The sequence below is a fragment of the Oribacterium sp. NK2B42 genome, from assembly GCF_000424445.1.
Classification (GTDB): Bacteria; Bacillota; Clostridia; order Lachnospirales; family Lachnospiraceae; genus Oribacterium.
Map to the genome: position 1 here is coordinate 38,464 of NZ_AUJX01000024.1, position 26,914 is coordinate 65,377.

Here is a 26,914-nt window from a genome sequence, read left to right on the forward strand (position 1 = left end):
TGAGGCATGACAGAAATACAAAAATCTCATGCCATGCTGATAAAAAATACTGAATATATCGGAGAAAACACCATGCCGGGAACCTTATACATATGCGCAACACCCATAGGAAATCTTGATGACATCACTTACAGAGTCATCAACTGTCTTAAGTCGGTTGACATCATTGCGGCCGAGGACACAAGAAATTCAATAAAGCTTTTAAATCATTTCGACATCCATACTCCCATGACCGCTTACCACGAATTCAATAAATTCGATAAAGCAAAAGCTCTGGTCTCGGACATGCTGAACGGCAAAAACATTGCCATCATAACAGATGCGGGTACACCCTGTATTTCAGACCCCGGAGAAGAGCTTGTGAGACAGGCGGCGGAAGCCGGAATTCAGATCACTTCCCTTCCGGGACCTGCTGCAGCCATCACTGCTCTCACCATCTCTGCCCTTCCCACCAGAAGATTTGCATTTGAAGCATTTCTGCCTACGGAAAAGGCCGATAAGAAGGAGCGTGCCAGGATACTGTCGGAGCTTAAGACTGAGACCCGCACCATGATCCTTTATGAGGCACCCCATAAGCTAAAGGCGACTCTTAAGGATCTTTCCGATACTTTAGGCGGAGACCGCCGCATCTCCCTTTGCCGTGAACTTACGAAGAAGCACGAGGAAGCAATCCGTACAACCCTTTCCGAAGCCATAGCAAAATACGAGGCCGAGGAACCCCGGGGTGAGTATGTCCTTGTTATAGACGGAAGAAATCCTGATGATATAGTCGCAGAATCCGAGGCCAGATGGAACGAAATGCCTCTGGAGAAGCATATGGATCACTATCTGAAACAAGGGCTTTCCGAGAAGGATGCCATGAAGGCCGTGGCTAAAGACCGCGGCGTTTCAAAGCGCGATATCTATAATGAACTGAAGATTCAGTAACATTTCCATTCATCGGAACTGCAATAAATATTTATCCGGGACCTAAAAAAAACCACCCGCTTAACAACGATCCTCATTACGGATCCGGTTAAGCGAACGGTTTTTATTATTGACTATTTTTTGAAGGATTTTAAGATTCTTACTGTCACTACACTTGCAGCCAGCGAAAGCACGAACACTGTCGGTATACGTATCAGAAGATGCAATATTTCTTTAGGCAAAGTATCGTAACCGTTTGTAAGGTCAATAAGCCCCAGATTCCAGTCCGGTCCCATTCTGAAAAATAACAAATGGTATATACAGTAATGGAAAAGATATATGAAGAAAGTATACTTTCCTGCCCTTGCCACAGTCTCAACCGGTCTGTTTCCTCTGAAATCAAAGCTAATCACAAATATGATAAAGGCTATGCTCTCAACTGTTGCAAAAGCACAGTTCCAGTAAATGTAAAAATCCTGGGTACTGTTAAGCCTGAAGACCTCCTTCTGAACCAGGAAACGTAGTGCCAATGTCACTGCCACTACAACTGCCGCACCCATCCTTACTTCCTTAAGCCTGCCGGATTTCTTTAACCCCGGCATCATCATAGCTAGCTCTGCCCCCGCCATAAGAAGCATGGCCGGTGTTGTATAGAGCATAAAGGGCGAAATCTGTATGGGTAACAGACTGATAAGACCTGTCATATTGAGATCCATTATTATCTGATTGATAAATATAAAGCTCATTATGAACCATCTGTATTTACGGTACCGGTCATCCTTTGTATATAGAGGTTTTAAAAGCGGGTAAGCCAGAACAAGCTGAAGATAGGTAAATATATACCAGAGGTGACTTGCAAGGCTTTCACGTATGCCTCCGCCCCAGGAAAAAACATCCGTTATGAATCCGCAAAGGTCAATCTCCGGGGTTACGACACATTGTAAAATGCTTTTCTCCCCCCTGATGAATGGTGCAAACAGGTAGGTCAGAAACATTACCGCTATTCCGGGAAGCACTATGCTTTTTAATGAGCGTATCAGTGTCTCTTTAAATCCCTTTTTAAAAAAGAAAAAACCGCTGATCACAAAAAACAGCGTTACTCCGTCCGAAAGCAATAGTCTTATGAAAAGCTTTGTGGAGTCTCCTGTTCCCATGACATCCACATGTGTGCCAATGACTATAAGGCAGGCGATCACTCTCAAAAGATCAATCCCCGGATCCCTTACCTTCTTAACGCCATCAGATCCTGTCATCAATTACCTCCATAATTCATGAGCTAATGTCTCTGTCGTGAAGATCATCACAAACTGCCGCCAAGGCTCAAAGCAAACTCCTGATTTAACTTTAAATAAATAATTCCAAAACAAACACTACAGCCGAGCAGGCAATAGCCGTAGGAAACAGTCCTCCTCCCAGCCATGCTGTAACGATACCGACTATAAGAGCACAAAATCCCGCCACAGGCGATTTCGTATCTTCCATTATCGCGGGAAATGTCATGACCGCAAGCGTCACATAGGGCACATAATAAAGAAAAGAGCGTATGGTTATATTCTTTATCTCTTTACGTATAAGTGTCAGCGGAAGCACCCTGATGATAAAAGAAACCGCAAACATGATAAAGATATAAATATAATTAGTGTGCATTTTCCACCTCCACCGCTTCTGCATGTGAAGCATCTGCCCCTGTCTCAAGCTTATCTTCATCCTCTTTTATGGGGAATAAAAATGCTGCTGCACCTGATATCAGTATCGTGAGAATACTTATCCTGGTACCGTTACTTATGGATGATAATCCGGGAAGCTTTGAGAATACAAAACTGGATGCCATTGCAAGAATGATAAGAAAGCGTACAATCCTGTTTTCCTTGGCAGGTGGAATGATTATAGCCAGAAACATACCGTATAAAAGTACCCCCAGGGCACTGACTATATTATCCGGCACAACATTACCAACAATCGCTCCCAGACAGGTTCCCAGTGCCCAAAAACTCAGGGAACTTATGGCGAGGCCGTAATTATAAAAGGGATTAAGCTTACCCGGTACCGTAACCGAGGCTCCAAATATCTCGTCCGTTATCCAGAACCCCACCAGCAGTCTGTGTGGAAGGCTTGTTTCCTCGGGAAGCTTTTGGGAAAGGGATGCCGACATAAGAAGATACCTGATATTAACGACGGCTATCATGGTTGCCATGGTGAGATATGAAACCTTTGAAGCTATCCCCACAAAGCCTGCATATTCTCCGGCGGAAGCATTGCAGAGAAGACTTGCAAGTGTTGCCTGAAATACAGTAAGTCCTGCGCTGCTTGCAGTAAATCCCAGCGCAAAGGATACTGCAAAGTACCCCATCGCTATAGGAATACCGTCCTTTAACCCCTTTAAAAACCAATGCTTGTTGTTATTCATTCTCATCCTCCGGAACCATGCAATATACGGATTATAGCTTTTATTATTAGGAATGTTAACAATTATTCTAATTCCAATTAATTATATCAGAAATATATAATAACCATTCAGTCTGGTGTAGGACGGCCAGAGCGGTCGGGCATCCATTTGAATGCCCGACCGCTCTGACCTGACTGCTTCTCAATCTAATAATTCAGGCAGATTCCGTCATCGCCGAAAATGTAGGTTTTGCCGTTTATTTCACGTGTGCCTGTGACCATTACTCCGGTGGAGGATCCGACTTTTGATTCAAGGTAGTATCTTGCGCCGTTCAGCTCAAGCCAGCCGGTATGCATGAAGCTATCCGGATCAAAATAATACCACTGGCCGTTTATCTGCTTCCAGCCCTGATTATAGGCAACACCATCGGCTATGTACTGCCACTTATAACCGGTTCTCTTCCAGGAGGCATTGGCACTTCCGGAACCGATGGTCTTTGGATCTGCGCTGTTATAGGTTCCCCGGCTTCTTATATTTGTTGCAAAGTCTCCTTCAACGGTAGCCTTGTAATCGCTCAGGAACTCCCACTTATCGTCTATATCGTAATCACTTGTGTCTGCAGTATAACTTCCTGCATAACTCCAGTCGGAAAAGGCGATGTTATAGTACTTTGCATCATTTTTCTTAGGTATGGCACGGACAGTCACTTTAAATGTTCCCACCTGGGCGGAATTCATATAACCTGACACGTCATGATAGGTATCTTTGGTACGGAACTTGGTTGTTACCTTCTTTCCGTTTGTACCTGTATAGCTTACCCTAACCTCATATTCATCCGCAAATGCAGTATCAAAGCCTGTCCAGCTGGCCATGCCCTTCTCATTAATCGCTGCATCCTGATATCCCTGCTCATCGGTTGGAATGGCTCTCACTGCCACACCAAAGCTTCCCTGATAAGCATTGGCAAGAGCAGTACTTATGGAATGATAGGTCTTTTCCGTTGTGGCATGACTGGTCTTTTCATTTCCGTTTTTATCAACATAGGTAATGACTACTTCATATTTCCCTGCATACGGAACCGCACTCCAGCTCACCTGCTTATTTGCTGCATCTATGGCGAGATTCTGCGGAGCCACCAGCTCATAAAGCGGATAAACCAGAAGTCTGCCCGTTGCCTCTGTGTTATCCACAGAAACCATATCAACATAGGTGGATCTGATACCGGTTCCGGAAATCTTTAAGTCATCATCCAGAGCCCCGGCATCACTTGTTATGGTGACATTGACTGTTGCGGGAATTGTGGGATTGTTGTTTTTGATGCTTGTGGTATCTGCGGCTATCTGCACATCGATATCATCATCCTCAACTTCGTAATCAGGAAAAAAGCATATACCCGCGTCAACTTCATTGACAGAGTCAAGATCCGCATTTATCTCTACATTTTTTATCATGGCCAGGGATGTCACAGGAGTTGAGAGACACACTGCGGTTAAAACACCCATTATCTTTAACTTGGTTTTTTTCATATCCTTCCCTCTCTTATTAAGGATCTCAAACTCATTCAAAATCTGCCTCGAAAAGGATTTTTAAGCTGTATATCAAATCTGATTGAAATCCGACATCAGATTTGAGAACTTTACCTGTTTATCCCTTCTTTCCGAAAACAGAACGGATGGCATTCCACATCTTTAAAAATACAGCTTTTACTCTCTGCATAAGTGTTGTGGCAGGCGAGCTTACTTCACTGTCCAGAACCTTTGCCTCATCGTCATCCGCAGATATCTCTTCAGATCTGCATACGATGGAAATGGAGGTTGGCTCCTGATTCTTCGTGCTTGTAAGTGAAACCTTGGCAGCATCGGGATCCATATTCAGGAAATTGTTGTCAGCTTCCTCTTCATCAAGCTTATTGTTGATTGTATCCCTAAGCTTCCTTCCGGTTTTCTTCAGATGCTTGGTGCTGTCCACAATGTCTTCTGTATTGTCCACAGCCTGTCTTCCTATCTCAAGTCCCTCGTCGGCAGCATTACTGAAATCCGGCTCTGCGGAACGGAGAGTGTTGTTTACATTCTGGAGGGCTGACGCTGCATCTGCTGCCGTCTTTTCCATCTCCATTATGACATTCTCGGAATCCTCAAAGGTTTTCTGAATGTCTTCGTAATAAGCATTCATGATGCCTACAAGTCCGTCTATATCTCCGATGGTGGTCCTTAAGGTGTTTACTACCCTCGCGGTCTGGAATGCCACTGCCCCGCCGTCATCCAGGATATCATCAAGATCCGAGATTACCTTGTTTATGGAATCGATAAGCTCCTCCGCACCTTCGGCGTCAAACAGATTTCCGTTTTCGGTTTCAAGATTTGATATTGCATCCGTAAGATTGTAGAGACTGTCCGCAAGGCTGCTCATCTCGTCATCCGTAGCGACTGTTTCATTCACAAGTTTCTTGGCACTGTTCTTTATGGAAAGGAGGGTGTCCAGGTGCTTGGCATAATTTGAAGCCGCCCCCCAATGACTCGCCGCTTCATTCTTCATAACATATGCGTAAACCGCAACTTTCTGTGGATCAAGTCCTGCTGCCGCCGCTGTCTGACCAACCTCCTGAGGTGCAGTCTGAAGCTTACTTCCGTATGCCTTAATAAAAGCGATATACTTTGCCTTAACATTATCGGAATCTGAACTTACAGCCTCATTATTTGTATCTGCTACAGCCAGTATTCCTGCAAGATCTTCTTTGGATATACTCTTTATCTTATCCCCAAGCTCCTCCGAAACCGCAGAAATCAGGCTCTTTTCATTATCCTCCAGCTCACCATAGTCTCTATAATCAGAAGCATTATCAAGAGCCGCATCCATGACTATCTCAGAAGCACTGGCCTTAAGTCTGTTTCTGTTGGACTTTTTGGTTGAGTTATTTGCAGCCTTATTGATATCGCTGACCACATCCTCAAGGCTGTCTATGGCATCTTTTGCGCTGGGTTTAAGCTCCTCAATATCAAGATTTGAAAGGTTTGTTCCGCTCATGGAATTTCCAAGCTGCTTCAATCTTGTGTTAAGGGTCTTAAGCTTTGAGCTTGCATCCATGAGATCACTGTCCAGGTAATTAAGGTTTGAGTTAATGTCATAGACCATCCACTGTGTGGTCTTGAGATCCTCATTTAATGGCTCCAGCAATACCTGCAGATCTCTGAGATCCTGTATAGCCACATCATTACCGTTAAAGATAACCTGGGCGTTGTTATGAATCTTGTCCTTACCCGACTGGAGGTTTGCAAGCATCTGGTTTGTGAGATCAAGCTGTGACTGAACATTGGTAACACCGTCCAGAACATCATCAAAATCATCCAGCATTGCGTTAGTGTCATCCCTGAAATCATCCTTTATCTTCTTCAGATCCTTGATCTTTGAAAGATCTCCGACGGTTCCGGGACTCATCATAAAAACGGCTCCCACGGTTTCAAATTTCTCGGTGCCCAGGCGAAGAACAAAATGTCCCTCCTGGCCGGGAAGAGCAGCAAACACTATTCCCGAGTATTGACCCAGAGTAGTGGTCTGGGCCTCGGGAGCATCAACAGAATAACACTTCTGCACATCCACCGGCACCGCAACCAGAAGCATCATGTTGTTCTTCATATAGTCCGATACCTTGTCATTGGGATATGCATCTATATCCATTTCCACAAGTCCCGATTGTCCTCCGATCTTATCGGCATCCATAACAACACCGTTTAGCTTATAAGTTATATCAAAGGTCCATGGCACCTCCACGGACGTCGGGTCCAGTGTTCCCTCAAAGTAAAACTTTCCTGCATTGAATTTGTTCCAGGTAACGGAACCGTTTTTAAAATCCGGCTTCTGGCCGTCAGACATATTGGTGATATTTGTATATTTTCCGAAGTCTGTATAGCTTTCCGTGCCGTTAAAGTTTATTCCCTTTACAACATTAACCTTATTTACCGAACCATAGTGATCCAGATTCACATACATGGTTTCTTCCACATCTGCATGGGCACCTGCTGCATAGGAGGTCATATTTGCTGAAAATATATTCGTGGACAAACAGCTCAGAATAACAGTACGGGCCATCATCCTCTTAATCATTTTTCTTGTGGAATGTTTTACCATTTATCTTCACCCCCTTCACACGTCTATGAATCTTCTCTGTACCATCTTTTCACGAAGATTCTTTCTGAACTGCCTGATCTTTTCTTTTCTTCTTTCATGTCTTGATTTAAAAGTACCTGTTATAAGTCTGTCGGAAAGCCTGAAAAGGAAAGGCATGAGACTGGTAACAAATATAACGGAAAAAATAGCTCCTCTTCCAACCAGATGTCCCACCTGTCCGATGGCAGGAATGGCGGAGATAATGCTTATGGCATAACCACATACAACAAGAATTAACCCCGAAGTCAGAATTGATGGAAAACTGAGCTCTGTCATCCTGACGGAAGCTTCCTTCTTCTCAAGTCCTTTTTGCCTGCACTGGATGTAATTTTCCGTCGATGAAATTGCATAATCTATGGTTGATCCAAGCTGTACACAGGACACAACCGCATAGGCGATAAATATCAACTCATCCCCGGCAAAATACGGGAATGACATATTGAGATAAATCGCCATCATGATAGGTACCATCGCCACAAAAGGCAGCACCACCGACTTAAAAGATATGGCTACTACCAGGAATATACTGATCATTGCAAGGGCATTGACCAGGTTGTAGTCCGGTACAAGAACATTTTCCATATCCTTTGTGGTAGGAGTATTTCCTGTTATATAAGCCTCTTCCGGATAATACTTTTTGATGATCCCGGATATTTCATCACTGCATTTAAATGCAGTGGGAGATTCAGGCTTGGTCTTTATATAGATAAGAAGTCTGGCATAGCCTTCCTTATGGAAAAGCTCGGTCACGGACTTCGGAAGGAAGCTCTCCGGCGTTCCCTCTGGAAGATATGCCCCCATTCCCATAACTTTTTTTACATAATCGAGCTCATCAAGCTCGTCACACAGCTCCTTCTCTTTTATCCTGTCTGTATCAGGAAAAATAGCCACTATAAGATTGGACCGTCCGAACTCCCTGTCTATCTCCTGTGAATGTTCATACATTGAAGTTCCGGGACCCGCTCCCGTTGCATCAGGACCATACATGAAATTATTCATGCTCTGGGCAAAATATATGGGACCTGCAACTGTCAGTGAAGCCAGCAGTATAAACGGGCTTACTCTGTTTACAAGGACACTGAATTTATGAAAGTCAGGGAAGAATGATTTATGTTTCATTTTTTCAATCTTATCTGACCAGCTCAGTATCAATGACGGCATAAGGAAGATAACCATCAAAAGCGAACAGATGATTCCCTTTGACATTACTATACCCATGTCCCATCCGATACTGAACCTCATAAATATAAGCACTATGAATCCAAAGAAGGTGGTAAGGGATGAGGCAATGATAGTGGTAATGGTACTCATCAGTCCAAGCTTCAGTGCTGATTCCTTATCCATTCCCTTCTCTCTTTCACGCTCGTAGGCATGAAGCAGAAATACGGAGTAGTCCATGGATGTGGCCAGCTGTAATATGTCACTGATATTATTGGTTATGTAGGATATTTCTCCCAAAAAGATATTGGTTCCTTTATTTATGGCTATGGCACACCCTATAACCGTAAGGAAGAGCACCGGTTCAAACCAGGAAGTGGTTGTGAAAAGCAAAATCAGGAAGATGAGTACCACCACAATGACCATTATTTCTGCCAATGCAGACTTAACGCTCTCTTCTGTGAACTTGTTGGTGGGAGACATTCCCACAAGATAACCCCTGTCACCTATGATGCTCTCTATTTCGTCTATTGCCTTATGGGTACGCTTTGATGTATCTCCCTCCTTAAAGGTTATATCCATAACAGCATTTCCGTTTTTATAGTAATCATCGATCTTATCGTAATCGATAAATTCGGAGGATCCGTATATCTGGGTAGTCATATCACACCATACAACCTGATCAACCCCGTCCACCTTTTCAATCTGATTTTTATACTGCTTGGCCTCATAGATACTGACATCTTTAAGCATAAGTCTGCCGGTTCCGGGGTAACCGAAGATGTCCCTCATTTTATTAATGGCACTCTTTGATTCAACTGAATCCGGCAAATACTTTGTCAGATCATAATTAACAGCCACAAAAGGATAACAGCAGGCAAAAACCACCACCAGTACCATAATAATGTTTCTGATCTTTTTATTATGGTCAACTATGAAATCCGCTAATCCTGCACTCTTGGATATAGTCTGCGGCTTTGTCTGATTTTTGTTATCGGAACTGTTTTTATCTTTTCCAAAAAAACTCATACTAACTGCCCTGTTTATTCAAACTTAAGTATTTATGTTCACACTGTTGTCCGTCTAATGTTTATGACCCCTCTTTCTCGAGACGCCCTCATTTATATCATACCACAACATTGAATATCTGACACATTTCTATTTATTGACACATGTCGATTTATATGGTAACTTTATTTTAGAAATAAGTCGACTAATTGGCAATAGTCAATTTATTAATAAGAGTCTGTTTTTGAACAAATTAATATATTTTGTTGATTAACAATTGTTTCAGAGGTTATACAATGTCAAATCCGGAAAAAAATCCCGTATCTGTGGACAGAAGGATACGAAAAACCCAGACTGCATTAAAATCAGCTCTTTCACAATTGATGCACGATAAACGTATAAAAGATATATCTGTAAAAGAACTCACCGAACTTGCAGATGTAAACCGCGGCACCTTTTATCTTCACTATAAGGATGTCTTTGATCTCCTTGAACAATCGGAGAAAGACTTATTGACAGAACTCCATGAAACCATAGGCCGTCTGGATCCCGATGAAGTATCAAAGGACCCAACCTGTATTTTCGAAGGTGTTTATGGTCTTTGCCAAAAGAATGCCGGACTTGTTCACATACTCATCGGAGAAAACGGTGATATCAAGTTTTTAAACCGTCTGAAAGAGCTTGTCCGTGAAAAATGTCTTACCGACTGGTTCTTTATCGTGAAGGACCGTGGCATCAATCATTTCGACAGTTACTATTCATTTGTTGCGGGAGGATGCATAAGTCTGCTTCAGTACTGGTTTTCAAGCGGTATGAATGAAACTCCTCACGAACTAGCGTCAATAACCGGAGAATTACTGAGCGGCGGTTTATCCATGAAATCCAAATGAAAATCACTAAAGACTCAGAGAAATCTCCCCTCTGTCAAAACTGTTTTTCGGCCATAATATCTGATACATAGATTCAGGTCTAACCGGCTATAAAATCATCATTTACGACGATTTCTTATCTTATAGATATTAATCCTACATACAGAGAAAACCCCGGGCCTTCGGCCCGGGGTTTTTCTCTGAACACTAAGTTTTGTTGAGTCTATTTATTTCAGGAGATTTCCACAGTTACACGCTTATGGTCAGGAGGACGTGCCTGTGGAGTACGTCATCAGTTAGTTGTATCTAACCGATGAGCATAATATATCATCTCAATTCCTACCCGTCAAGTATAAATTAAAAAAAACGGAAAATTTTTTCACCGACTGAACTGTTACCTCCGGAGTTTTCCCGGACACATCACCTGTGTGGTGGATATATCGTAAAAAAGACCGGGAATCAATCCCGGTCCTGACTTCTAAAAATTATTTTATTTCTGTGCTTCCTCATATTCACGAAGAATGTCATTAAGATCCGCTGTGAGCATATCACTGTCAAGTCCATGAACCATGCAGGCCTCCTCAAGTGATTCACCTGCTGATGACGGGCAATAAATGCAGCCCATTCCATTCTGCATAAGGAATGGTGCAACCATTTCATTTAACTGAAGAAGCTCTCCGATTTTCATATCCTTTGTTACTGTTACCATAATTACTTATCTCCTTATCGTTTTTATCAAATGTTTCTCAATTTCTGAATGGCATTGGATTCGATTATCACATCATAATGCTCTCTGAAATATGCTTCATAAAGATCATTATCCTTAAGCTTACTACCAAACTCATTAAGCAAATTGGAAGCCCTGTTTATAGCTCCGATTTCTTTTTCTTCTGCATGTAAAACAAGATAGAACTTGCCTTCCTTGTTATCTTTATACAGTGTATTCTCACCTGTATAAAGATCAGCTACAGCTTCAGCTGCCCTTATAACTCTGTCAAGTGAACTGAAAACATAAATTCTTACAGCATCCAAAGACTGTTCATCAGATTTAACTGAATCACTGCCGGCATCTTTTCCTGTTGAAAGATCCTCTGAACCGAGGAGTTCCGGTCCCTTGCTGCCTGCCTGACCATGAAGTCCGTTTTCCTTGATCTCCTTTATAAGATCCTGAGCACCCTCGAGAATCTCACTTGCGAGCTGAGATATCCATCCGCTTTGGGATGAGCTTGCCTGTGAAAATTTTGAAAAACGTGTATCCAGCTCTTCCGGATCATCAACCTTAGATATAACAAGCTGTATGGAACCGCCCTGTAAAGGCACCGCTTCTATCATCAAAGGTCCGTTATCAGCCGAAAATCCAACCTCATTCTGAGCTTTCTGCATCATTTCCGTGAACAGACGCTTTGCAGCATCCGAACCGTAGGTCATGTCACGCAAATTTATGTTTCGTGAACTAAGATCCAAACTAGTTAATGTACACCTGATGGAGTTGTCATCTATTCTTTCTATCTTCATAATGGCTCCTCCTTTTTAACATCTTCTGATAATATATTACAGCAAAACAAAAATCAAACCTATGGATACGAATTTATAAAAGTTTAATTTATGCGTGCTTTATGAGAACATATCCATCTACTCATACTATCGGCATTTTATCATCCTTGATAACCGTTATCTCTGCCCGAATGATCCTGATTGACAAATCTTGTATACTGTGGCTGCCATAACAGGGTTACCGTGCCTATAGGACCGTTTCTCTGCTTTGCTATGATAACTTCCGCCTCATTGGGATGCTCTGTGTCCTTATTGTAGTAATCATCTCTGTAAAGGAACATTACTATATCTGCATCCTGCTCTATGGCTCCTGACTCTCTGAGATCGGAAAGCATAGGTCTGTGATCCGGTCTTTGCTCGCAGGCACGTGACAACTGTGATAATGCCAAAACCGGACACTGCATCTCTCTGGCTATGGCTTTAAGGGATCTCGATATTTCCGAAATCTCCTGCTGACGGCTGTCACTACCTTTTCCGGATCCCGACATAAGCTGAAGGTAATCGATAACTATCAGCTCAAGCCCCTTCTCCAGCTTTACCTTTCGACACTTGGAACGTAATTCGGTAACGGTAATACCCGGTGTGTCATCAATTATGATATTGGCATCGGAAACCTTATCAACAGCATTGATAAGTTCTCCCCAGTCATCATCAGTCAGTGAGCCCTTTCTGAGCTTGTCCGCATCTACCAGAGACTCCATGGAAAGCATACGGTTTACCAGCTGCTCTCTGGACATCTCGAGTGAAAAAATCATACAAGGCTTATGCTGACGAACCCCAACCGTATCAAGAATATTTAATACGAAAGCGGTCTTTCCCATTGAAGGTCTGGCTGCCACAAGTATGAGATCAGATTTCTGAAGACCGGCAGTTTTATAGTCAAGATCATAAAATCCTGTGGATATACCTGTAACCTGTCCTCCGTTTTTAGCTGCAGCCTGAATGTTTTCAAGCACCTTCAGGGCAACCGATGCGATGGACTCTGAGTCTCCGGTATTTCTGGTCTCGAGAAGCTTAAATATCCTCTGCTCTGTCTGACTCAGAATATCGTCAACTTCATCCTCCCCTGCATAACACATATTGGCAATCTCTTCATTAACCTTTATGAGTCTTCGAAGGATGGACTTCTCCTTAACGATGTTGCAGTAGGATCTGACATTGGCACTGGTGGGCACAGTCATAACGATATCTCTGATAACGGAGATATCATAGACCTCAGCAGGGACATTATTGGTTTTTAGTTTTTCGGATAATGTTACGATGTCTACTGGCTGATCATGATTGTACAGATCCTGCATTGCATCAAACATCAAACTATACTGTTTCTGATAAAAATCATCCGGTATAAGGATTTCGGCTGCAGTGGAAACTGCCTCCTTATCTCTGAGCATTGCACCTATTACGCTCTGCTCCGCCTCCTGACTGTGGGGAACAACCCTCATCAGAACATTATCTTTTATCTCTGCCATTTTCTTTTCCTTATAAGACTTAGATTATGCGCCTACCACTGAAACATGAAGTACAGCAGTCACATCCTTGTGAAGTCTGACATTTACATCATAGCCTCCAAGGTTTTTCATAGGAACATCAACTGAGAATTTCTTCTTATCCACATCTATGCCTGCCTGAGCCTTAAGTGCCTCCTGGACTTCCTTTGTGGAAACAGATCCGAAGGTTCTTCCGTCACTTCCGGTCTTAACCTTTAAAGTAAGCTTCACCTGTTCGATCTTCTCCTTCAGGGACTGAGCCTCCTCAAGCTTCTCCTGAGCGATCTTTTTCTCATTCTGTTTCTGTAACTTTAATGTATTCAGATTTTTATTATCCGCTATAACACCTGTTTTTGACGGGATAATGAAGTTTCTTCCGTAACCCTCGGATACCTCAACAATATCTCCCTTTTTACCAAGCGCTTTTACATCTTTTAATAAAATAACCTTCATTATGAAACTTCTCCTTCCTTTATCATCTGATCAATAGCATCTTTAATTGATGCTATGGCCTCAGATACTGTACCCTCTTTGAACTGCACTCCGGCGATGGTGCGATGACCGCCTCCTCCAAGCTTTTCCATGAGAACCTGAACATTCATTTCGTCTATGGAACGTGCAGAGACATATATTATATCATTATAAAGCGTAAGCACAATGCTCGCCTTTATGCCTCTTATGTTCAAAAGCTCATTGGCAGTTTGAGCACATACTACAGTGGGGCTTTCCAGCCCTTTGGAATCTATGGTGCTGAAAGCATAGGAATTTCTATAGATCTCAGCATTGGAAATAGCTGCAGCTTTGGCCTGGTAGTCCGTAAAGTTCTCTCTGAAAACTTTTCGTATCCTTGTGATATCCGCTCCGCATCTTCTAAGATAAGCTGCTGCCTCAAAAGTACGTACACCGGTCTGATTGGTGAATTCCTGAGTATCGATAACTATACCACCGTACATGGCATCGGCTTCGGGACCTTTTACCTTTATACCTCCTCCTATGTACTGCATCATCTCAGCTATCATCTCACAGGCACTTGAAGCATAGGGCTCACAATAACTCAGTACTGCGCCCTGAACAGATTCACTGGCCTGACGATGGTGATCAAATACTACGATGGTCTTACATACTTTCAAAAGCTCCGGTTCATCAATAATTGATGGTCTGTTACAGTCAACCACCACAAGAACCGTATTGTTATCCACCATCTGGACAGCCTGGGGACCTGTGATAAACATATCCTCAGGATAATCATCACTTTGCAGGAATCTTTCCTTCAGGGGAAGGATTGTAGAAGTAATAGTGTTTTCAACAATATAAGCTCTCTTCCCCAAAGTAGTGGCCATGCGGAATACACCCACAGACGCACCGAGACAGTCAACATCGCTGTTTGCATGCCCCATGATGATAACCTTATCCCTGGCCTCCAAAAGCTCCTGGAATGCCTGAGCCTTCACACGGGCCTTTACTCTGGTGGTCTTCTCCTGTGTCTGGGCCTTACCACCGAAGTAGGTAATGTTTTCATTGGACTTGACCACAGCCTGATCGCCTCCGCGGCCGAGGGCCATATCCATGGAGGTTCTTGCAAACTCATAGTTCTGAACATAGGATTCGGCACCGTACCCAAGTCCTATACTTAAGGTGATGGCAAGTTCATTTCCGATATTTACCTGCTTAACCTCTTCCAGAATAGAGAATCTGTCATCCAGCATTTTGGATAAGAACTGCTCTTTCATAATGAAGAAGTACTTATCCTTTTCTATCTTTCTTATGAGTCCGCTGACTGTGGAAATATAACGGTTTATCTTTCTGTCGATAAGTGCGGTAAGAAGAGACCTTTTAACATCCTCTGTCTGCTCCAGAACTTCCTCATAGTTATCTATATATATAAGTCCTATAACGATATGTTCCCTGTCCAGAGCAAACCTAAGCTGTGTTTCCTCAGTCTCATCTCTGAGATAGACAGCAATAGTCTTCATCTCAGGATTGTATAATGAAGGCATACTTCCATCTTCTGTCGTAACCTTCGTTCTGATAAGATCCACAAGATACTTTCTGCCCTGATAGTCCGAGTGCAGCTCCAGTGTGACATCATCTTCGAGAAACATATCCTCATGAATATTGGGAAACATCTGCATGATATTCCCTGCTGCAGCTTTGTCATCTCCGACTATTTCCTCAAAGCGCCTGTTGCCCCAAAGGACATATCCCTTTTCGTCAACCATACAGTAAGGTGTGGGCATCTCGTTAAACAATTCCGAATGAATCGCACTTGCACCCATGGCATAAGCCTGTAATGCAGCATGAAGCCTTGTCTTGCTGGTAATGTATACATACAGGGCAAGGGCTATATATATCAGGATAAAAGGTGCCAGTATCAAAGCCGCATGCGGTTCAAGAAAGGCCAGGATAATGTTGGCAGCCACAAGAATCATCGCCAGGATAAAAGGCCATGAAAAATATTGTTCTATTATAAATTGTGGATTTTTCATCTTCATTTTTTATCTCCCAAAAAGCTAACGCTTTGGGAGCTATTATATCATAATCATTTTGATATGAAAATAAGACCGTCATGCAGGCATATGCCTGCACAACGGTCTTATGTAATCGCTCCTTAAAATCAGAGATACCCGATTCAAATCGGTATAACTGCTGATTAGTCTACCTGATATGGAAGAAGTGCTACGTGTCTTGCTCTCTTAACTGCAAGTGTGACAGCTCTCTGGTGAGTTGCACATGTTCCTGTAATTCTTCTTGGAAGAATCTTACCTCTCTCAGAGATATACTTTCTTAATGTAGCTACATCCTTATAATCAATAGGCTTTGCTTTCTCGCTGCAGAATACGCAAACTTTTCTTCTGCTGCGGAAACCGCCGGCTCTTCTTGGTCTTGAGCCGCTTCTATCTGACTTCTGAAATGCCATGGTTAATCCTCCTTGTATAATACCACAAGGGTTTCCCTACGATCAATTAAATGGGAGTCCCTCGTCCTCTACCCCATCAGGTATATTCATAAAACCATCACCGATTGAGCTCATGTCCTGCTGTGAAGACATCTGGTTTCCGGAACCAAAGCTCCTTCCACCTGAAAAGCTTCCACCATTGCCGGCTGAAGCATTCTTGCTCTCTGCAAATTCCTGATTCTCTACAACGATATCTGTTGTATAAACCTTCTGGCCATCCTTATTAGTATAGCTTCCGGTCTGGATTCTTCCCTCAACAGCAATCTTGGTTCCCTGATGTAAATACTTCTCTGCAAATTCTGCAGATTTACCGAACGCAACGCAGCCGATAAAATCAGCTGTCTGCTGGTCCTGGGCACCACCTTCATTTCTTCTTACGCGACGATCTACTGCTAAAGTATATCTCGCAATCGCCATAGAGTTTTCACCCTGTGAATATCTCACATCAGGATCTCTGGTTAATCTACCCATTAGGATAACTTTGTTCATTTTTGTTCTCGCTTTCCGCTTGCTTACTCAGCTTTCTCTTCTGCAGCAGCTTCTGGAGCTACAGCCTCTGTCTCAGCTTCAGGCTTAACAACAAGATATCTGATAACTGGTTCCATAATGCGAAGACGACTCTCAAGCTCATTTGGAGTTGTGGAATCACCTGTAAATGGAATGAAATAGTAGAAGCCTTCCTTCATATGCTGAATTTCATATGCAAGTCTCTTCTTACCCCACTCCTGGATGTTCTCTCCAACAGTGCCACCGAAACGGGTGATATATCCCTTAATCTTTTCGAGAGCAGCTGTTCTCTCCTCATCTTCGAGCTTCGCACTCAGAACAACACATACCTCATATTTGTTCATCTGCTTTTACCTCCTTTTGGTCTCTGGCTTCCGTACCACACGGAAACAAGGATTTTTATAGATACGGTTATGTATCGTAACAAAAAAGTTCTTAGTTTGCAAGCTTTTTTATTTAAATTTTTGTTTTTACTGTTACTTATTGATTTCTGCTTTTTTTAATTTTTTGACCATGGAGTTAACTTTGGATCTTGGCAGCATCAAAATATGTCCGCATCCGGTGCATTTTATACGGATGTCAGCCCCAACTCTCATAATCTCCCATTCACAGGATCCGCAGGGATGCTGTTTTTTCACTGTTATGATATCACCTGTCTCAAGATTATCCATCGTTCTCCCCTTTTTATCTGATTCTCAACTATAATAACCGAATCAGGTATGAAAATCCATATGGCTCCTGATTAATCCATGCCATCTTCTTCTATTTCGCTGGCTGTACTTATAAATACCCCGGATATTCTGTCCAGTGTACTCTCAGTTGCCATATAAGCGGATTCAGGTATCTCTTCATTATTATCTGTATCATTATCTTTAACCATGGCATTTTCTTTCTTAATATCTGAATACAGTTTTAAATTCCCGATACCGATGTTTACCTCTTCAGGCTCCGAAACAAACCCGGAACTTCCGTCAGGACTTGTGGATGCCGTATATATAATGCTTCCGTTTATACTTATTGATCCTTCCGGAGTTTCCTGAATCCCGGGAAAACTTATCCTGTAAAAGATTTCCCTTGTTTCCATACTTCCTAAAACAGCATCCGAACTTATTGTTTTCAATTCCTGTTCATCCTCTGCTTTTTCGATCATTATATCTTCAGAATCAAATCGGTCATTTATCTCATAAGTTATATTCTCTGACAGATATACGGGTACAGATCCGGTATTCTCAACCTTAACCGAAAAATCGATTTCACTGTCATTACTGATTTCTTCAGGTAAGTTGTAAAAAACAGGTTCCGATACTTTTAATCCAATGCTGGCAGAACTTACTCTTATATCCTTCTGCTTTTTATCCACATATACCGCACCTGTACCGCCTGTCATCATGAGAAATATTATAAGGATCAATAGAGTATTACCAATACTCCGTTTCATAATTACAATAATTCACTATCCTCGTTTGCCCAAGCTACATCCTTGATGAACTCCCAGCTGAGATCGTCTTCAATATTCTTAGTCTGTATTCCGTATACTTCGGCAATGACTTCACAGGTACTGTCCATAAATCTTGATCCTGCATTTAATCCAAGCATCAGCTTCAGATCCACTGTACTTGTATTGTCTGAGTTTGCCTCCAGCACACCGTTATTTACCACAAATTTTGCAACCTTATTGTTATTTGTTAAGGATATAAACTTAATGTCGTTTTCCTTGATCTCTTCAATGGAAATATCATCAACAAAGTCTTTTCCGTAATACTTCGGATCAACCTGTCTGTCTTCATCCGTCATGCTTCCTTCAAGATCCTGTATAAACCATTCAACCGTATCGGACATCGGCACTGAGGAAATAAGTGTGATTTCCGTGAATACCATTACATCTGCTTCTCCGGTATTGGAAACCGTATAGCTCAGTTCTTTACAGTCCCCCGGCAGCATATCGCATACCCTCTCATCAGTGAATTTTGATGCATCTACCGATATACCGAGATTAGCCGCTGTTGCGACAACATCGATACATTTTGTGTCTGTAAAATATGCATATGCACCGGTTAATGCTGACATAATTGCAATTATCCCGGCTGCTGCTGCAATTCTCTTCTTTTTCATATTAGTTATTAACTCCTTTTTACCGATAATAATATTTTTGAAACTGATATCCGCTGTTCTTATTATGCAATCAAGATAACTCCGCTTTAGGTAGGTAGCCTGAATTCTTTTTTGATCAGCTTTTAACAGAATCAGAACAGTATAAATTTCACTGTCCCAATGATATCTTTTTCCTGAAGTCTTCCCGGATCTTCACAATTGTTTGCATCGCCCTTTGTTATATATCCGCCTTCGTCTTTATCAACGATCCGGTGTGTAACGTATTCATTAAGTCCGAATTTTTTTTGACTGAACATGACGATATCATTCACCTCCGGTGATCCTTCCTTCTCTTTGATCAGTATTATCTTTCCTGAAGTAAATGTGGGCTCCATAGAATTTGATAAGACGACCACCGGTTTCCATCCGAACAGAAAAAACGGTTCTCCCTGACCGGCTTCACGATAGGAACAAACAATAACATAAAGAGCCGCTAATATCAGGAGCACCGAAAAGCCCGATGATAATAAAGACACTATTTTACAAAACTTAACTCTTAATACTCCCAAATTCATTTGATTAAACTCCTTTTCGATCCGGAAATCACAAGATCAATTACTTTATTTTTCTTATTTGGGATACCTGTAAAACCTTACTTTAGGCGATCTCCTTTCTTCATTATCGCTTTTACCCCTGCAGGATAATCCGGCATTATTCCTAATGCTTCCCGGGATCATCATCTGCTTACACCACTATATGAAAGGCTTAGAGTGTTATGAACTTATTCCATCTGCAAACCTGCGCTTATGATCTGCATATGAACATTTTCACAGTCATCATATTTCTGATGAAACTATGACATTGACCTGTTGCCTTTATTTAATTCCGGTTTAGGGATTTTTATCTCTGCTCGATCGGCAGGAATCAGATTTCCTGTTTCAGAGACACTAAGACTATACGGAAAAGCTGTCTTTTCCATACAGATATGAGCTCTTACAAATACCTCATAAGAAAAAAGCACGAGAAACTCTATAAACCAAAAGGTTCATTGACATTTCTCATGCTTGAAGATTATCACATTATATATTTTTTTAAAATTGTCTAAAAAACGACTATAGTTCTTTTTTAGACTATTTTTTTGTCAGGAAACCGCATAAATACGTAATATTTCATCTGTATAAATTTTTTTATCTTTATATACGATAAGCGGTTTTTCCACAGTCAATTGGGTTTTTCCACCCTTAACAGCTTCCAGCAATACCATATTGGCTTCGCTGTTTTCATAGGGATATACCATTCTCATTCTCTTTGGTTCAAGCTGGAATTTCCTTAGCTCATTAAAGATATCCACCAAACGGTTAGGTCTGTGCACCATGTAGAACCTGCCGTTTGACTTCAGGGTCAATGCTGCTGCCGAACAAACATCAGCCAGCGTGCACATAACTTCATGCCTTGAAATAAGCTTTCTGTCTGTGGTATTACGAAGTCCTGCGTTCATATAAGGTGGATTGCAGGTTACAACATTCATACTGGAATTCATCCCAAGGTTACGTATCTCCCTGAGATCTCCCTGTATTATCTTCATGCGCCCTTCCTGCTTATTTAGCTTTACGGATCTTTCAGCCATATCCGCAACATCCTTTTGCAGTTCCAGACCTGTTATATCTTTACAACCGGTTTTAGCGGCAAGTAGAAGCGGTACTATACCGGTACCGCTGCATAGATCGAGAAGCTTTGTATCCTCTGTAACCGACTGAAGTGCATAATTTGCCAGAAGGACAGCGTCCATTCCAAAGCAAAAACCATCGGTATCCTGGATTATTTTATAACCGTTACATTGAAGATCATCTATTCGTTCAGCCATTATTAATCATCCAGTCCTGATTTGGGATCACTTTTCTCAAGCTTTTCCAATGCCTCTATATCTTCATCTTCCTTTGATTTCTGGGCATATCTGTTCCCTTTTCCGGATCCGTTTTTGCCATCCGGTTTTTTATCATTACCGTTACCGCCTTTTCTGCGTGGCTTAAACTTAAGCTCTGAAACCTTGTATTCCCTTAATTCCTTTTCGTCTTCTTTTTCAAGATTGACTATCACCTTAACCTTCTGGTTAAGAACGGATACGGATGTAACCTCACCCTTGAGACCATCGGGGGTAGTAACCGTATCACCCATTAAAGGAAGTCTGGAATTTAAAAACTCATATACTTCTTCTTCATTTTTTAAGCAGCACATGAGTCTTCCGCAGACACCGGAAATGTTGGTTGGATTCAGGCTGAGTCCCTGTTCCTTTGCCATACGTATGGAAACAGGGGCGAAATCAGAAAGGAATGTATGGCAGCATAAGGGTCTTCCACATGAACCATATCCGCCAAGAATTTTCGTTTCATCTCTGACGCCTACCTGTCTAAGCTCGATTCGTGTTCTGAATATAGAAGCAAGATCCTTTACCAGGGCTCTGAAATCCACCCTGCCATCTGATGTAAAGTAGAAAAGTACTTTTCCTCTGTCAAAAGTATATTCAACATCGATAAGCTTCATATCAAGGTTATGCTTTCTGATCTTTTCCAGACAAACCTTAAAAGCTTCTCTTTCCTTTTCACGGTTTTCTTCGTGATGCAGATCATCATCTTTATCAGCTTTTCTGATAACAGGTTTTAGCGGCTGAATGATCTTTTCATCTTCAGTATCACTGTTTCCCATTACCACAAAACCATACTCAACACCTCTCGCGGTTTCTACGATTGCGTGATCTCCTCTGTTGAACTTTATTGTGCCGGGGGCAAAATAATATACCTTCCCCGCTGTTCTGAATCGTACTCCTATAACCTCTGTCATATATTCCCCCGGAATAAAGCATTATTCCTTACTTTCTTAATCTTTCTTATTTACAGCTGTTCTGTAAATCTATATCTGTACTACCAATTTTTTACATAATCACATTATCAATCCATAAGCTTTAAACTCATCGATTAATGCTGAGTCTGACCTCTTACGCTCAAGTTCATGTCTGACAGGCTTTAATTGTTTTTCTGTCTGAGACTAAGCAGGAAATCTTCCAGTAACAGTTCTCTGTTAACATTAATCGATAAATCTCTTATAGCTTTTTCCACCATATCGGTAGCCATTCCTATTTTTTCATAGCTCATATTAAGAGACATCCTTATAATATCCTGCGATATCTCCTGTCCATACAAAAGCTCGGTTTTTGACGTGCTTTTATAGCATAACACATCCCTTAAAAAAATTTCAATAAAGTGAAGGAATGTGTTCATGGGCACTTTACACTCCTTGCATACCTTATCCACAAAATCCAGTATTTCTTTTCCGTTTTTAAAAGTGATCTCAGAAAGAAAATGAGCCGTTTCCCCCGACCAGTCTTCTTTGATCATATCTCCGAAGGTCTCTTTTATATCCTTTTCTCCGGCTTTAATCTCTATAACTCTGGAAAGAATGGTTTCGAGAAATGCATCAGAGTTTATGGCCAGAAGCATTATCACCACATATTGAGGCGGTTCCTCCAATGTCTTCAGCAATGCATTTTGAGCCTGTGGATTCATACCTTCAGCATGCTCGATGAGATATATCTTATAGCCTGCTTCATAAGGTCTTATTTCAACAGTGCTGTTAACATTATTCCTTATGTTTCCTACTGATATCATTGTAGGATTATCCTCAGGTCTGTCGGGAACAATACTTATGAGATCAGGATGCTCCCGGTTTTGAACCCTTTTTTTTACGCTGTTTTCCCATTCTTCCCGTGAGGCATAATTTCTTTCTTCAAAAATAGGTACTGAATTATCTCTATCTTCCAACGCAGGATCAAGCAGCAATAATTTTTCAGCAAAAGCAATGGCTTCGGCTTTAATCATTGCCATGTCTTCTCCCTCGATCAGATAAGCATTATATATTTGATTTTCCGGTATCCTTAATGATTTCATCTATACAATCTTCCAGCACTATATTCACGTATCTTTTGTTAATGTCTGCCTCTTTTAATTTTTCTTCGGAAAAATCAGCATTATCAGCATTAAAACGTCTCATCATTTCATCAAGCTTTGGTTTATCTTCAAGCAGTTCGCGTCGTTTTGCCCTCTCAAGCCTTATATCATCCGGAACCTCTATATATATAGGCATCACATTTTCTCTGCCGAAATAATCACGGGTACTGATGTAGCTTTGAAGAACACCTATCATTAAGTAATCGTTTCCGGATTCTAAATCAATCTGACCGTCATCGATAGTTCCATAGGTCCAGGGTCCATACACGGTATTATATGTTCTTTTCTCTATGATCTTACCGGCTTTTCCGAATTCTTCTATCTGCGCTTCATTTACAAAATGATACTCCACCCCTTCTGATTCACCCTCACGTATAGGTCTTGTGGTATAGGGTGTAACCTCTTTCCAGGAAGGGTTTAATTCCTTAAGAAGTTTATAAATCGTATCTTTACCACTGGCTGATTTTCCAAATAAATAGTAGATCATTTTACCTCTAAAAAATCATATCTCCCGACGTATATCAGAAGTCAATCAGGAAACGTTTCGTACTTTGTGCTCCCTTGTCTCTACAACATTCCTCACTCCCGGGCAAAAAAAGCATCTTTACATGCTTCATATCAATTTATGCTGTCGGTCCGTTATTGCTTATCTCTACATTATCTCCGATAACAGCTATTGGACTTTCATTAATATTATTTTCCTTGGCAACCGGACCGTCACCTATAACGCCGTTTCCGGTATTCTCCGGCATAACTCTGGGCTTTTCAGCCTCATCGGTATAATCGGATTCTTCATAATCCCTGTCTTCAATAGTCTCAGCTTTTTCTTCCTTTTTTGAAGACTTTGATGATTCAGACTTTGTCTCTGATTCTGAATCCGGCTTTTTTTCTGATTCCGAATCCGGTTTTTTCTCTGATTCTGATTTATCTTCTTTCTTCTCATTTAGAGCATCTTCAGGACCGGCTTCCTTCTTCTCGCTTTTTGATTCTTCAGAATTTTCTTCTTTTTTATCAGATTCCAATTCCTCAATTGAAGCTTCCACTGATTCTATTTTTTCTTCAACCTCATCAACAGTAGTTTCTACAGCCTCGGTCTCTTTAACCGTAACTCTTACACTAGTGGTCTCAGCCACAGTTTCTGATTTAGTATCCGCAACAGTTACAGTAATAGGTTCATTGGATTCTGTTTCGGATAAAGTAACTCTTAAATCCGGAAGAGAAAAACCATCAACATTCTTGAATACAAAAAATGCAATTAATATTGCCACAATTAACATGGAGACCGCAAATAATATCTTAAATAGATCTCCAACTAAAGTCGCTTCCTGTTTTTTCTTCCTTTTTGTAACTCTTTTATTGCTACTCATTTCTTTCCTCAACTATTATTCCTCATCTATAAATGCATGTTTTACGCCGTTTATTTCTGACTCACAGATGTTATTCTGATCGGCTCTATAAAATATAATGACAGAATATCAGTAAACCATAGGATTAATGAAAATACTCACATCCTATAGAACAACAGTATCATCAAGTCTTACCGAAACCTCGCCAAATACTAACGTATTTACACTTCCATCTGCTTCAATTATTTCCAAAGTCCCATCTTTCTTTATTCCTGTTGCTCTGGCCTTTCTTATATTCTGACCATCTATGACCAGAATATCTTTCCCGGGAACGATATTTTTCTCTATATATTCACCGGCCAGTTCCTTATCATTTGCAATACTGTAAAACTCTTTAATGATTTCAGCCGCAAGCCGGTTTCTGTCAATGCTGACTCCTGCTGATTTTTTTCCGAGGAGTGAACCTGCTTTTTCTTTTATATCTTCGGGAAAACCATTTTCGGGTTCATAGATATTTACACCTATTCCAACCACAATGTACTCCATACTGCCGGATTCCATGCTGGCCTGTCCTTCCGATAAGATACCGCATATTTTTTTATTCTTATAATATAGGTCGTTAACCCATTTGATCGAAAGCTCTATCCCTGTGACCTTTTTTACAGCTCTGTAAACTGCAACCGCAGACTGTGCAGTCAGGATGAGATTATCAATCACTGTTCCCTTTGGCCTTAACAGTAAACTTAAATAAAGTCCGGTACCTTTAGGTGAAAAAAAGCTTCTTCCCAGTCTTCCCTTACCACCTGTCTGATAATCGGATACTATGGTAGTACCTTGCTCTGCATGATTATTAACGGCATATTTTTTCAAAACATCGTTGGTACTGCTAATTTCCTGAAAAACCTCAACCGGATATTTATCAGTTTTAAGATATCCGTAAATAACCTCTTCGGATAATACATCTGAATCTTCGGACAATTTATATCCTTTATTTTTTATACAATCTATTTGATATCCATCTTCCTTCAATTGTTTTATAGCTTTCCAAACAGCCGTTCTGGAACAATCTAGTTTTTCAGCAAGATTCTCCCCGGATATATATTGCCCCTTATTTTCTTCCAATAAACTTATCAACAACCTTTTTACAGTCATATCCACCTCCCGGATAGCAGAATCCTTTCTGACGGGTAAATAATACCAAAATTTAAAAATATATACAACAGACACACCTTTCATGGTTTTTTCATATAGTAAAAGATTTTCTTATTATTTCATTCATACACGATAAAACAAGCGGTAAAAGCAAGCCATCCGATTCAGCCTTAGCTTACACAAATCATTTTCAACAATATAACCCAAATAAAAAAGGATCCTTGCTGCGGGATCCTTTACTTATGATATTTACTTGATGATTTATTTTTAGTTTTGTAACCACATAAAGACTATTCCTATGAGTTTCCTGAATTAAATAAAATCCGGTTAATGAAATCCACCATTTTTAAACTGGAAAAGCAGACATAACTGATTCCATTGTTATATTTTCATCTCCTTTATTTCGAATTTCAATTCACAATATTTAAGGTTATAAACATATCCCTTCTAAGAATTATGAGATATTTGTACTTGTAAATTGATTTGGTGAATTATTAAAGACGTATTGCCAAGAACTCCGGACGGTAAATATAGATCTTTATGTTTTAAGTTTAAAGCTATTGCTTTAACTCATTAACGCTCATTCGAGAGCAAAATGATTATATTATGAAATTCTCAATTTTCCTATACTCTAATTTCAGACTATATTTTGAGATAAAAAAAGTCTCAAGAAAACCTTGAGACTTTAATGTGACGCCAACGAGATTCGAACTCGTGATACCACCGTGAAAGGGTGGTGTCTTAACCACTTGACCATGGCGCCATAAAAGGCGAAAACCGGATTCGAACCGGTGATCAGGGTGTTGCAGACCCACGCCTTACCACTTGGCTATTTCGCCTTAAAAAGATAGCATATTTATGCAATCGCGCCTCCAGATGGACTCGAACCAACGACACCGCGGTTAACAGCCGCGTGCTCTACCGACTGAGCTATGAAGGCAAAACAAAATATCTGCTCTATATAATATCATCTATTTATTTGATTATCAACATCAAACCTTTCCAGCCATTTTGGACAAGCCCTCGACCTATTAGTAACTATCACCTGAATGCTTTACAGCACTTACAGCTTAGCCCTATCTACCTCGTAGTCTTCAAGGGGTCTTACTCTTAACGATGGGATATCTCATCTTGAGGGTGGCTTCACGCTTAGATGCCTTCAGCGTTTATCCAGTCCCGACATGCCTACCCTGCACTGGAGTTGATCTCCAACAGGTCCAACAGAGGTCAGTCCATCCCGGTCCTCTCGTACTAAGGACAGCTCCTCTCAAATATCCTACGCCCGCGCCGGATAGGGACCGAACTGTCTCACGACGTTCTGAACCCAGC

Annotated in this window: 26 protein-coding genes, 3 tRNA genes and 1 rRNA gene; 2 read left to right on the forward strand and 28 right to left on the reverse strand. The window is 41.2% G+C overall.

What is annotated here, in order from left to right:
- Positions 1-72: 72 nt before the first annotated feature.
- Entirely contained in the window at positions 73-927 is an 855-nt protein-coding gene (gene rsmI / locus G625_RS0108405; protein WP_029200768.1) for a 16S rRNA (cytidine(1402)-2'-O)-methyltransferase, read from the forward strand.
- A gap of 113 nt (positions 928-1,040) precedes the next feature.
- Here rsmI and G625_RS0108410 read toward each other — a convergent pair whose 3' ends face one another.
- The 6 genes from G625_RS0108410 to G625_RS19035 all read right to left on the reverse strand — a co-directional run bounded on the left by G625_RS0108410 (position 1,041) and on the right by G625_RS19035 (position 9,643).
- A complete protein-coding gene (locus G625_RS0108410; protein WP_029200769.1) occupies positions 1,041-2,159 on the reverse strand; it encodes an acyltransferase family protein in 1,119 nt (372 codons plus the stop codon).
- 91 nt (positions 2,160-2,250) lie between these two features.
- On the reverse strand, positions 2,251-2,553 hold the full coding sequence (locus G625_RS0108415) for an AzlD domain-containing protein (RefSeq protein WP_029200770.1): 303 nt from the start codon (positions 2,551-2,553) through the stop codon (positions 2,251-2,253).
- Positions 2,543-3,313 carry an AzlC family ABC transporter permease gene (locus tag G625_RS19030; protein WP_242826621.1) on the reverse strand — a complete coding sequence of 257 codons (771 nt, stop codon included), beginning with the start codon at positions 3,311-3,313 and terminating at the stop codon, positions 2,543-2,545. The genes G625_RS0108415 and G625_RS19030 overlap by 11 nt, the downstream gene beginning before the upstream one ends.
- Before the next feature lie 185 nt (positions 3,314-3,498).
- Complete coding sequence (locus G625_RS0108425; RefSeq protein WP_156885073.1) at positions 3,499-4,818, reverse strand: N-acetylmuramoyl-L-alanine amidase family protein; 1,320 nt, start codon at positions 4,816-4,818, stop codon at positions 3,499-3,501.
- Between the two features lie 118 nt (positions 4,819-4,936).
- Positions 4,937-7,417, reverse strand: a complete 2,481-nt coding sequence (locus tag G625_RS0108430; RefSeq protein ID WP_029200772.1) for a hypothetical protein — start codon at positions 7,415-7,417, stop codon at positions 4,937-4,939.
- A 15-nt stretch (positions 7,418-7,432) separates the two neighbouring features.
- The gene (locus G625_RS19035) at positions 7,433-9,643 is read right to left on the reverse strand and encodes an efflux RND transporter permease subunit (protein WP_156885074.1); all 2,211 of its coding nucleotides are present in this window, start codon (positions 9,641-9,643) and stop codon (positions 7,433-7,435) included.
- Between the two features lie 275 nt (positions 9,644-9,918).
- Between G625_RS19035 and G625_RS0108440 the strand changes: the two genes are divergently transcribed.
- Positions 9,919-10,512 (forward strand): TetR/AcrR family transcriptional regulator, encoded by a 594-nt coding sequence (locus G625_RS0108440; protein WP_029200773.1) that lies wholly within the window; start codon positions 9,919-9,921, stop codon positions 10,510-10,512.
- 469 nt (positions 10,513-10,981) lie between these two features.
- Here G625_RS0108440 and G625_RS0108445 read toward each other — a convergent pair whose 3' ends face one another.
- The 22 genes from G625_RS0108445 to G625_RS0108550 all read right to left on the reverse strand — a co-directional run.
- On the reverse strand, positions 10,982-11,200 hold the full coding sequence (locus tag G625_RS0108445) for a DUF1858 domain-containing protein (protein ID WP_029200774.1): 219 nt from the start codon (positions 11,198-11,200) through the stop codon (positions 10,982-10,984).
- Between the two features lie 26 nt (positions 11,201-11,226).
- Positions 11,227-12,006, reverse strand: a complete 780-nt coding sequence (locus tag G625_RS0108450; RefSeq protein ID WP_029200775.1) for an adaptor protein MecA — start codon at positions 12,004-12,006, stop codon at positions 11,227-11,229.
- Between the two features lie 140 nt (positions 12,007-12,146).
- Complete coding sequence (gene dnaB / locus G625_RS19040) at positions 12,147-13,505, reverse strand: replicative DNA helicase (RefSeq protein WP_044932087.1); 1,359 nt, start codon at positions 13,503-13,505, stop codon at positions 12,147-12,149.
- A 33-nt stretch (positions 13,506-13,538) separates the two neighbouring features.
- Positions 13,539-13,985: a 50S ribosomal protein L9 gene (gene rplI / locus G625_RS0108460; protein WP_029200776.1), complete on the reverse strand. Its 447-nt coding sequence runs from the start codon at positions 13,983-13,985 to the stop codon at positions 13,539-13,541.
- Entirely contained in the window at positions 13,985-16,024 is a 2,040-nt protein-coding gene (locus tag G625_RS0108465) for a DHH family phosphoesterase (RefSeq protein WP_029200777.1), read from the reverse strand. Before G625_RS0108465 ends, rplI begins: the two co-directional genes overlap by 1 nt.
- A gap of 158 nt (positions 16,025-16,182) precedes the next feature.
- Positions 16,183-16,449, reverse strand: coding sequence for a 30S ribosomal protein S18 (gene rpsR / locus G625_RS0108470; protein WP_029200778.1), 267 nt, complete (start codon positions 16,447-16,449; stop codon positions 16,183-16,185).
- A 42-nt stretch (positions 16,450-16,491) separates the two neighbouring features.
- Complete coding sequence (locus tag G625_RS0108475; protein WP_029200779.1) at positions 16,492-16,977, reverse strand: single-stranded DNA-binding protein; 486 nt, start codon at positions 16,975-16,977, stop codon at positions 16,492-16,494.
- A gap of 23 nt (positions 16,978-17,000) precedes the next feature.
- Positions 17,001-17,339 carry a 30S ribosomal protein S6 gene (gene rpsF, locus G625_RS0108480; RefSeq protein WP_029200780.1) on the reverse strand — a complete coding sequence of 113 codons (339 nt, stop codon included), beginning with the start codon at positions 17,337-17,339 and terminating at the stop codon, positions 17,001-17,003.
- Between the two features lie 132 nt (positions 17,340-17,471).
- A complete protein-coding gene (locus G625_RS0108485; RefSeq protein WP_029200781.1) occupies positions 17,472-17,666 on the reverse strand; it encodes a DUF951 domain-containing protein in 195 nt (64 codons plus the stop codon).
- A 71-nt stretch (positions 17,667-17,737) separates the two neighbouring features.
- Complete coding sequence (locus G625_RS0108490; RefSeq protein WP_029200782.1) at positions 17,738-18,406, reverse strand: hypothetical protein; 669 nt, start codon at positions 18,404-18,406, stop codon at positions 17,738-17,740.
- Between the two features lie 29 nt (positions 18,407-18,435).
- The gene (locus G625_RS0108495) at positions 18,436-19,107 is read right to left on the reverse strand and encodes a TasA family protein (RefSeq protein ID WP_029200783.1); all 672 of its coding nucleotides are present in this window, start codon (positions 19,105-19,107) and stop codon (positions 18,436-18,438) included.
- A gap of 131 nt (positions 19,108-19,238) precedes the next feature.
- Positions 19,239-19,661 (reverse strand): signal peptidase I, encoded by a 423-nt coding sequence (locus G625_RS19045; protein ID WP_049895811.1) that lies wholly within the window; start codon positions 19,659-19,661, stop codon positions 19,239-19,241.
- Between the two features lie 566 nt (positions 19,662-20,227).
- Positions 20,228-20,950 carry a tRNA1(Val) (adenine(37)-N6)-methyltransferase gene (locus G625_RS0108505; protein WP_029200784.1) on the reverse strand — a complete coding sequence of 241 codons (723 nt, stop codon included), beginning with the start codon at positions 20,948-20,950 and terminating at the stop codon, positions 20,228-20,230.
- 2 nt (positions 20,951-20,952) lie between these two features.
- The gene (locus tag G625_RS0108510) at positions 20,953-21,924 is read right to left on the reverse strand and encodes a PSP1 domain-containing protein (protein ID WP_029200785.1); all 972 of its coding nucleotides are present in this window, start codon (positions 21,922-21,924) and stop codon (positions 20,953-20,955) included.
- Positions 21,925-22,106: 182 nt separating this feature from the next.
- On the reverse strand, positions 22,107-22,964 hold the full coding sequence (locus G625_RS0108515; protein WP_242826622.1) for a DNA polymerase III subunit delta' C-terminal domain-containing protein: 858 nt from the start codon (positions 22,962-22,964) through the stop codon (positions 22,107-22,109).
- A gap of 25 nt (positions 22,965-22,989) precedes the next feature.
- Positions 22,990-23,574, reverse strand: coding sequence for a guanylate kinase (locus G625_RS0108520; RefSeq protein ID WP_029200787.1), 585 nt, complete (start codon positions 23,572-23,574; stop codon positions 22,990-22,992).
- A gap of 136 nt (positions 23,575-23,710) precedes the next feature.
- On the reverse strand, positions 23,711-24,466 hold the full coding sequence (locus tag G625_RS0108525) for a hypothetical protein (RefSeq protein WP_156885076.1): 756 nt from the start codon (positions 24,464-24,466) through the stop codon (positions 23,711-23,713).
- A 132-nt stretch (positions 24,467-24,598) separates the two neighbouring features.
- Positions 24,599-25,585 (reverse strand): biotin--[acetyl-CoA-carboxylase] ligase, encoded by a 987-nt coding sequence (locus G625_RS0108530; protein ID WP_029200789.1) that lies wholly within the window; start codon positions 25,583-25,585, stop codon positions 24,599-24,601.
- A 691-nt stretch (positions 25,586-26,276) separates the two neighbouring features.
- A tRNA-Glu gene (locus G625_RS0108535) sits at positions 26,277-26,348 on the reverse strand.
- A 5-nt stretch (positions 26,349-26,353) separates the two neighbouring features.
- Positions 26,354-26,424, reverse strand: a tRNA-Cys gene (locus G625_RS0108540).
- Positions 26,425-26,452: 28 nt separating this feature from the next.
- Positions 26,453-26,525: transfer RNA gene (locus G625_RS0108545), tRNA-Asn, on the reverse strand.
- Between the two features lie 71 nt (positions 26,526-26,596).
- Positions 26,597-26,914: ribosomal RNA gene (locus tag G625_RS0108550) — 23S ribosomal RNA — on the reverse strand; the annotation flags it as partial.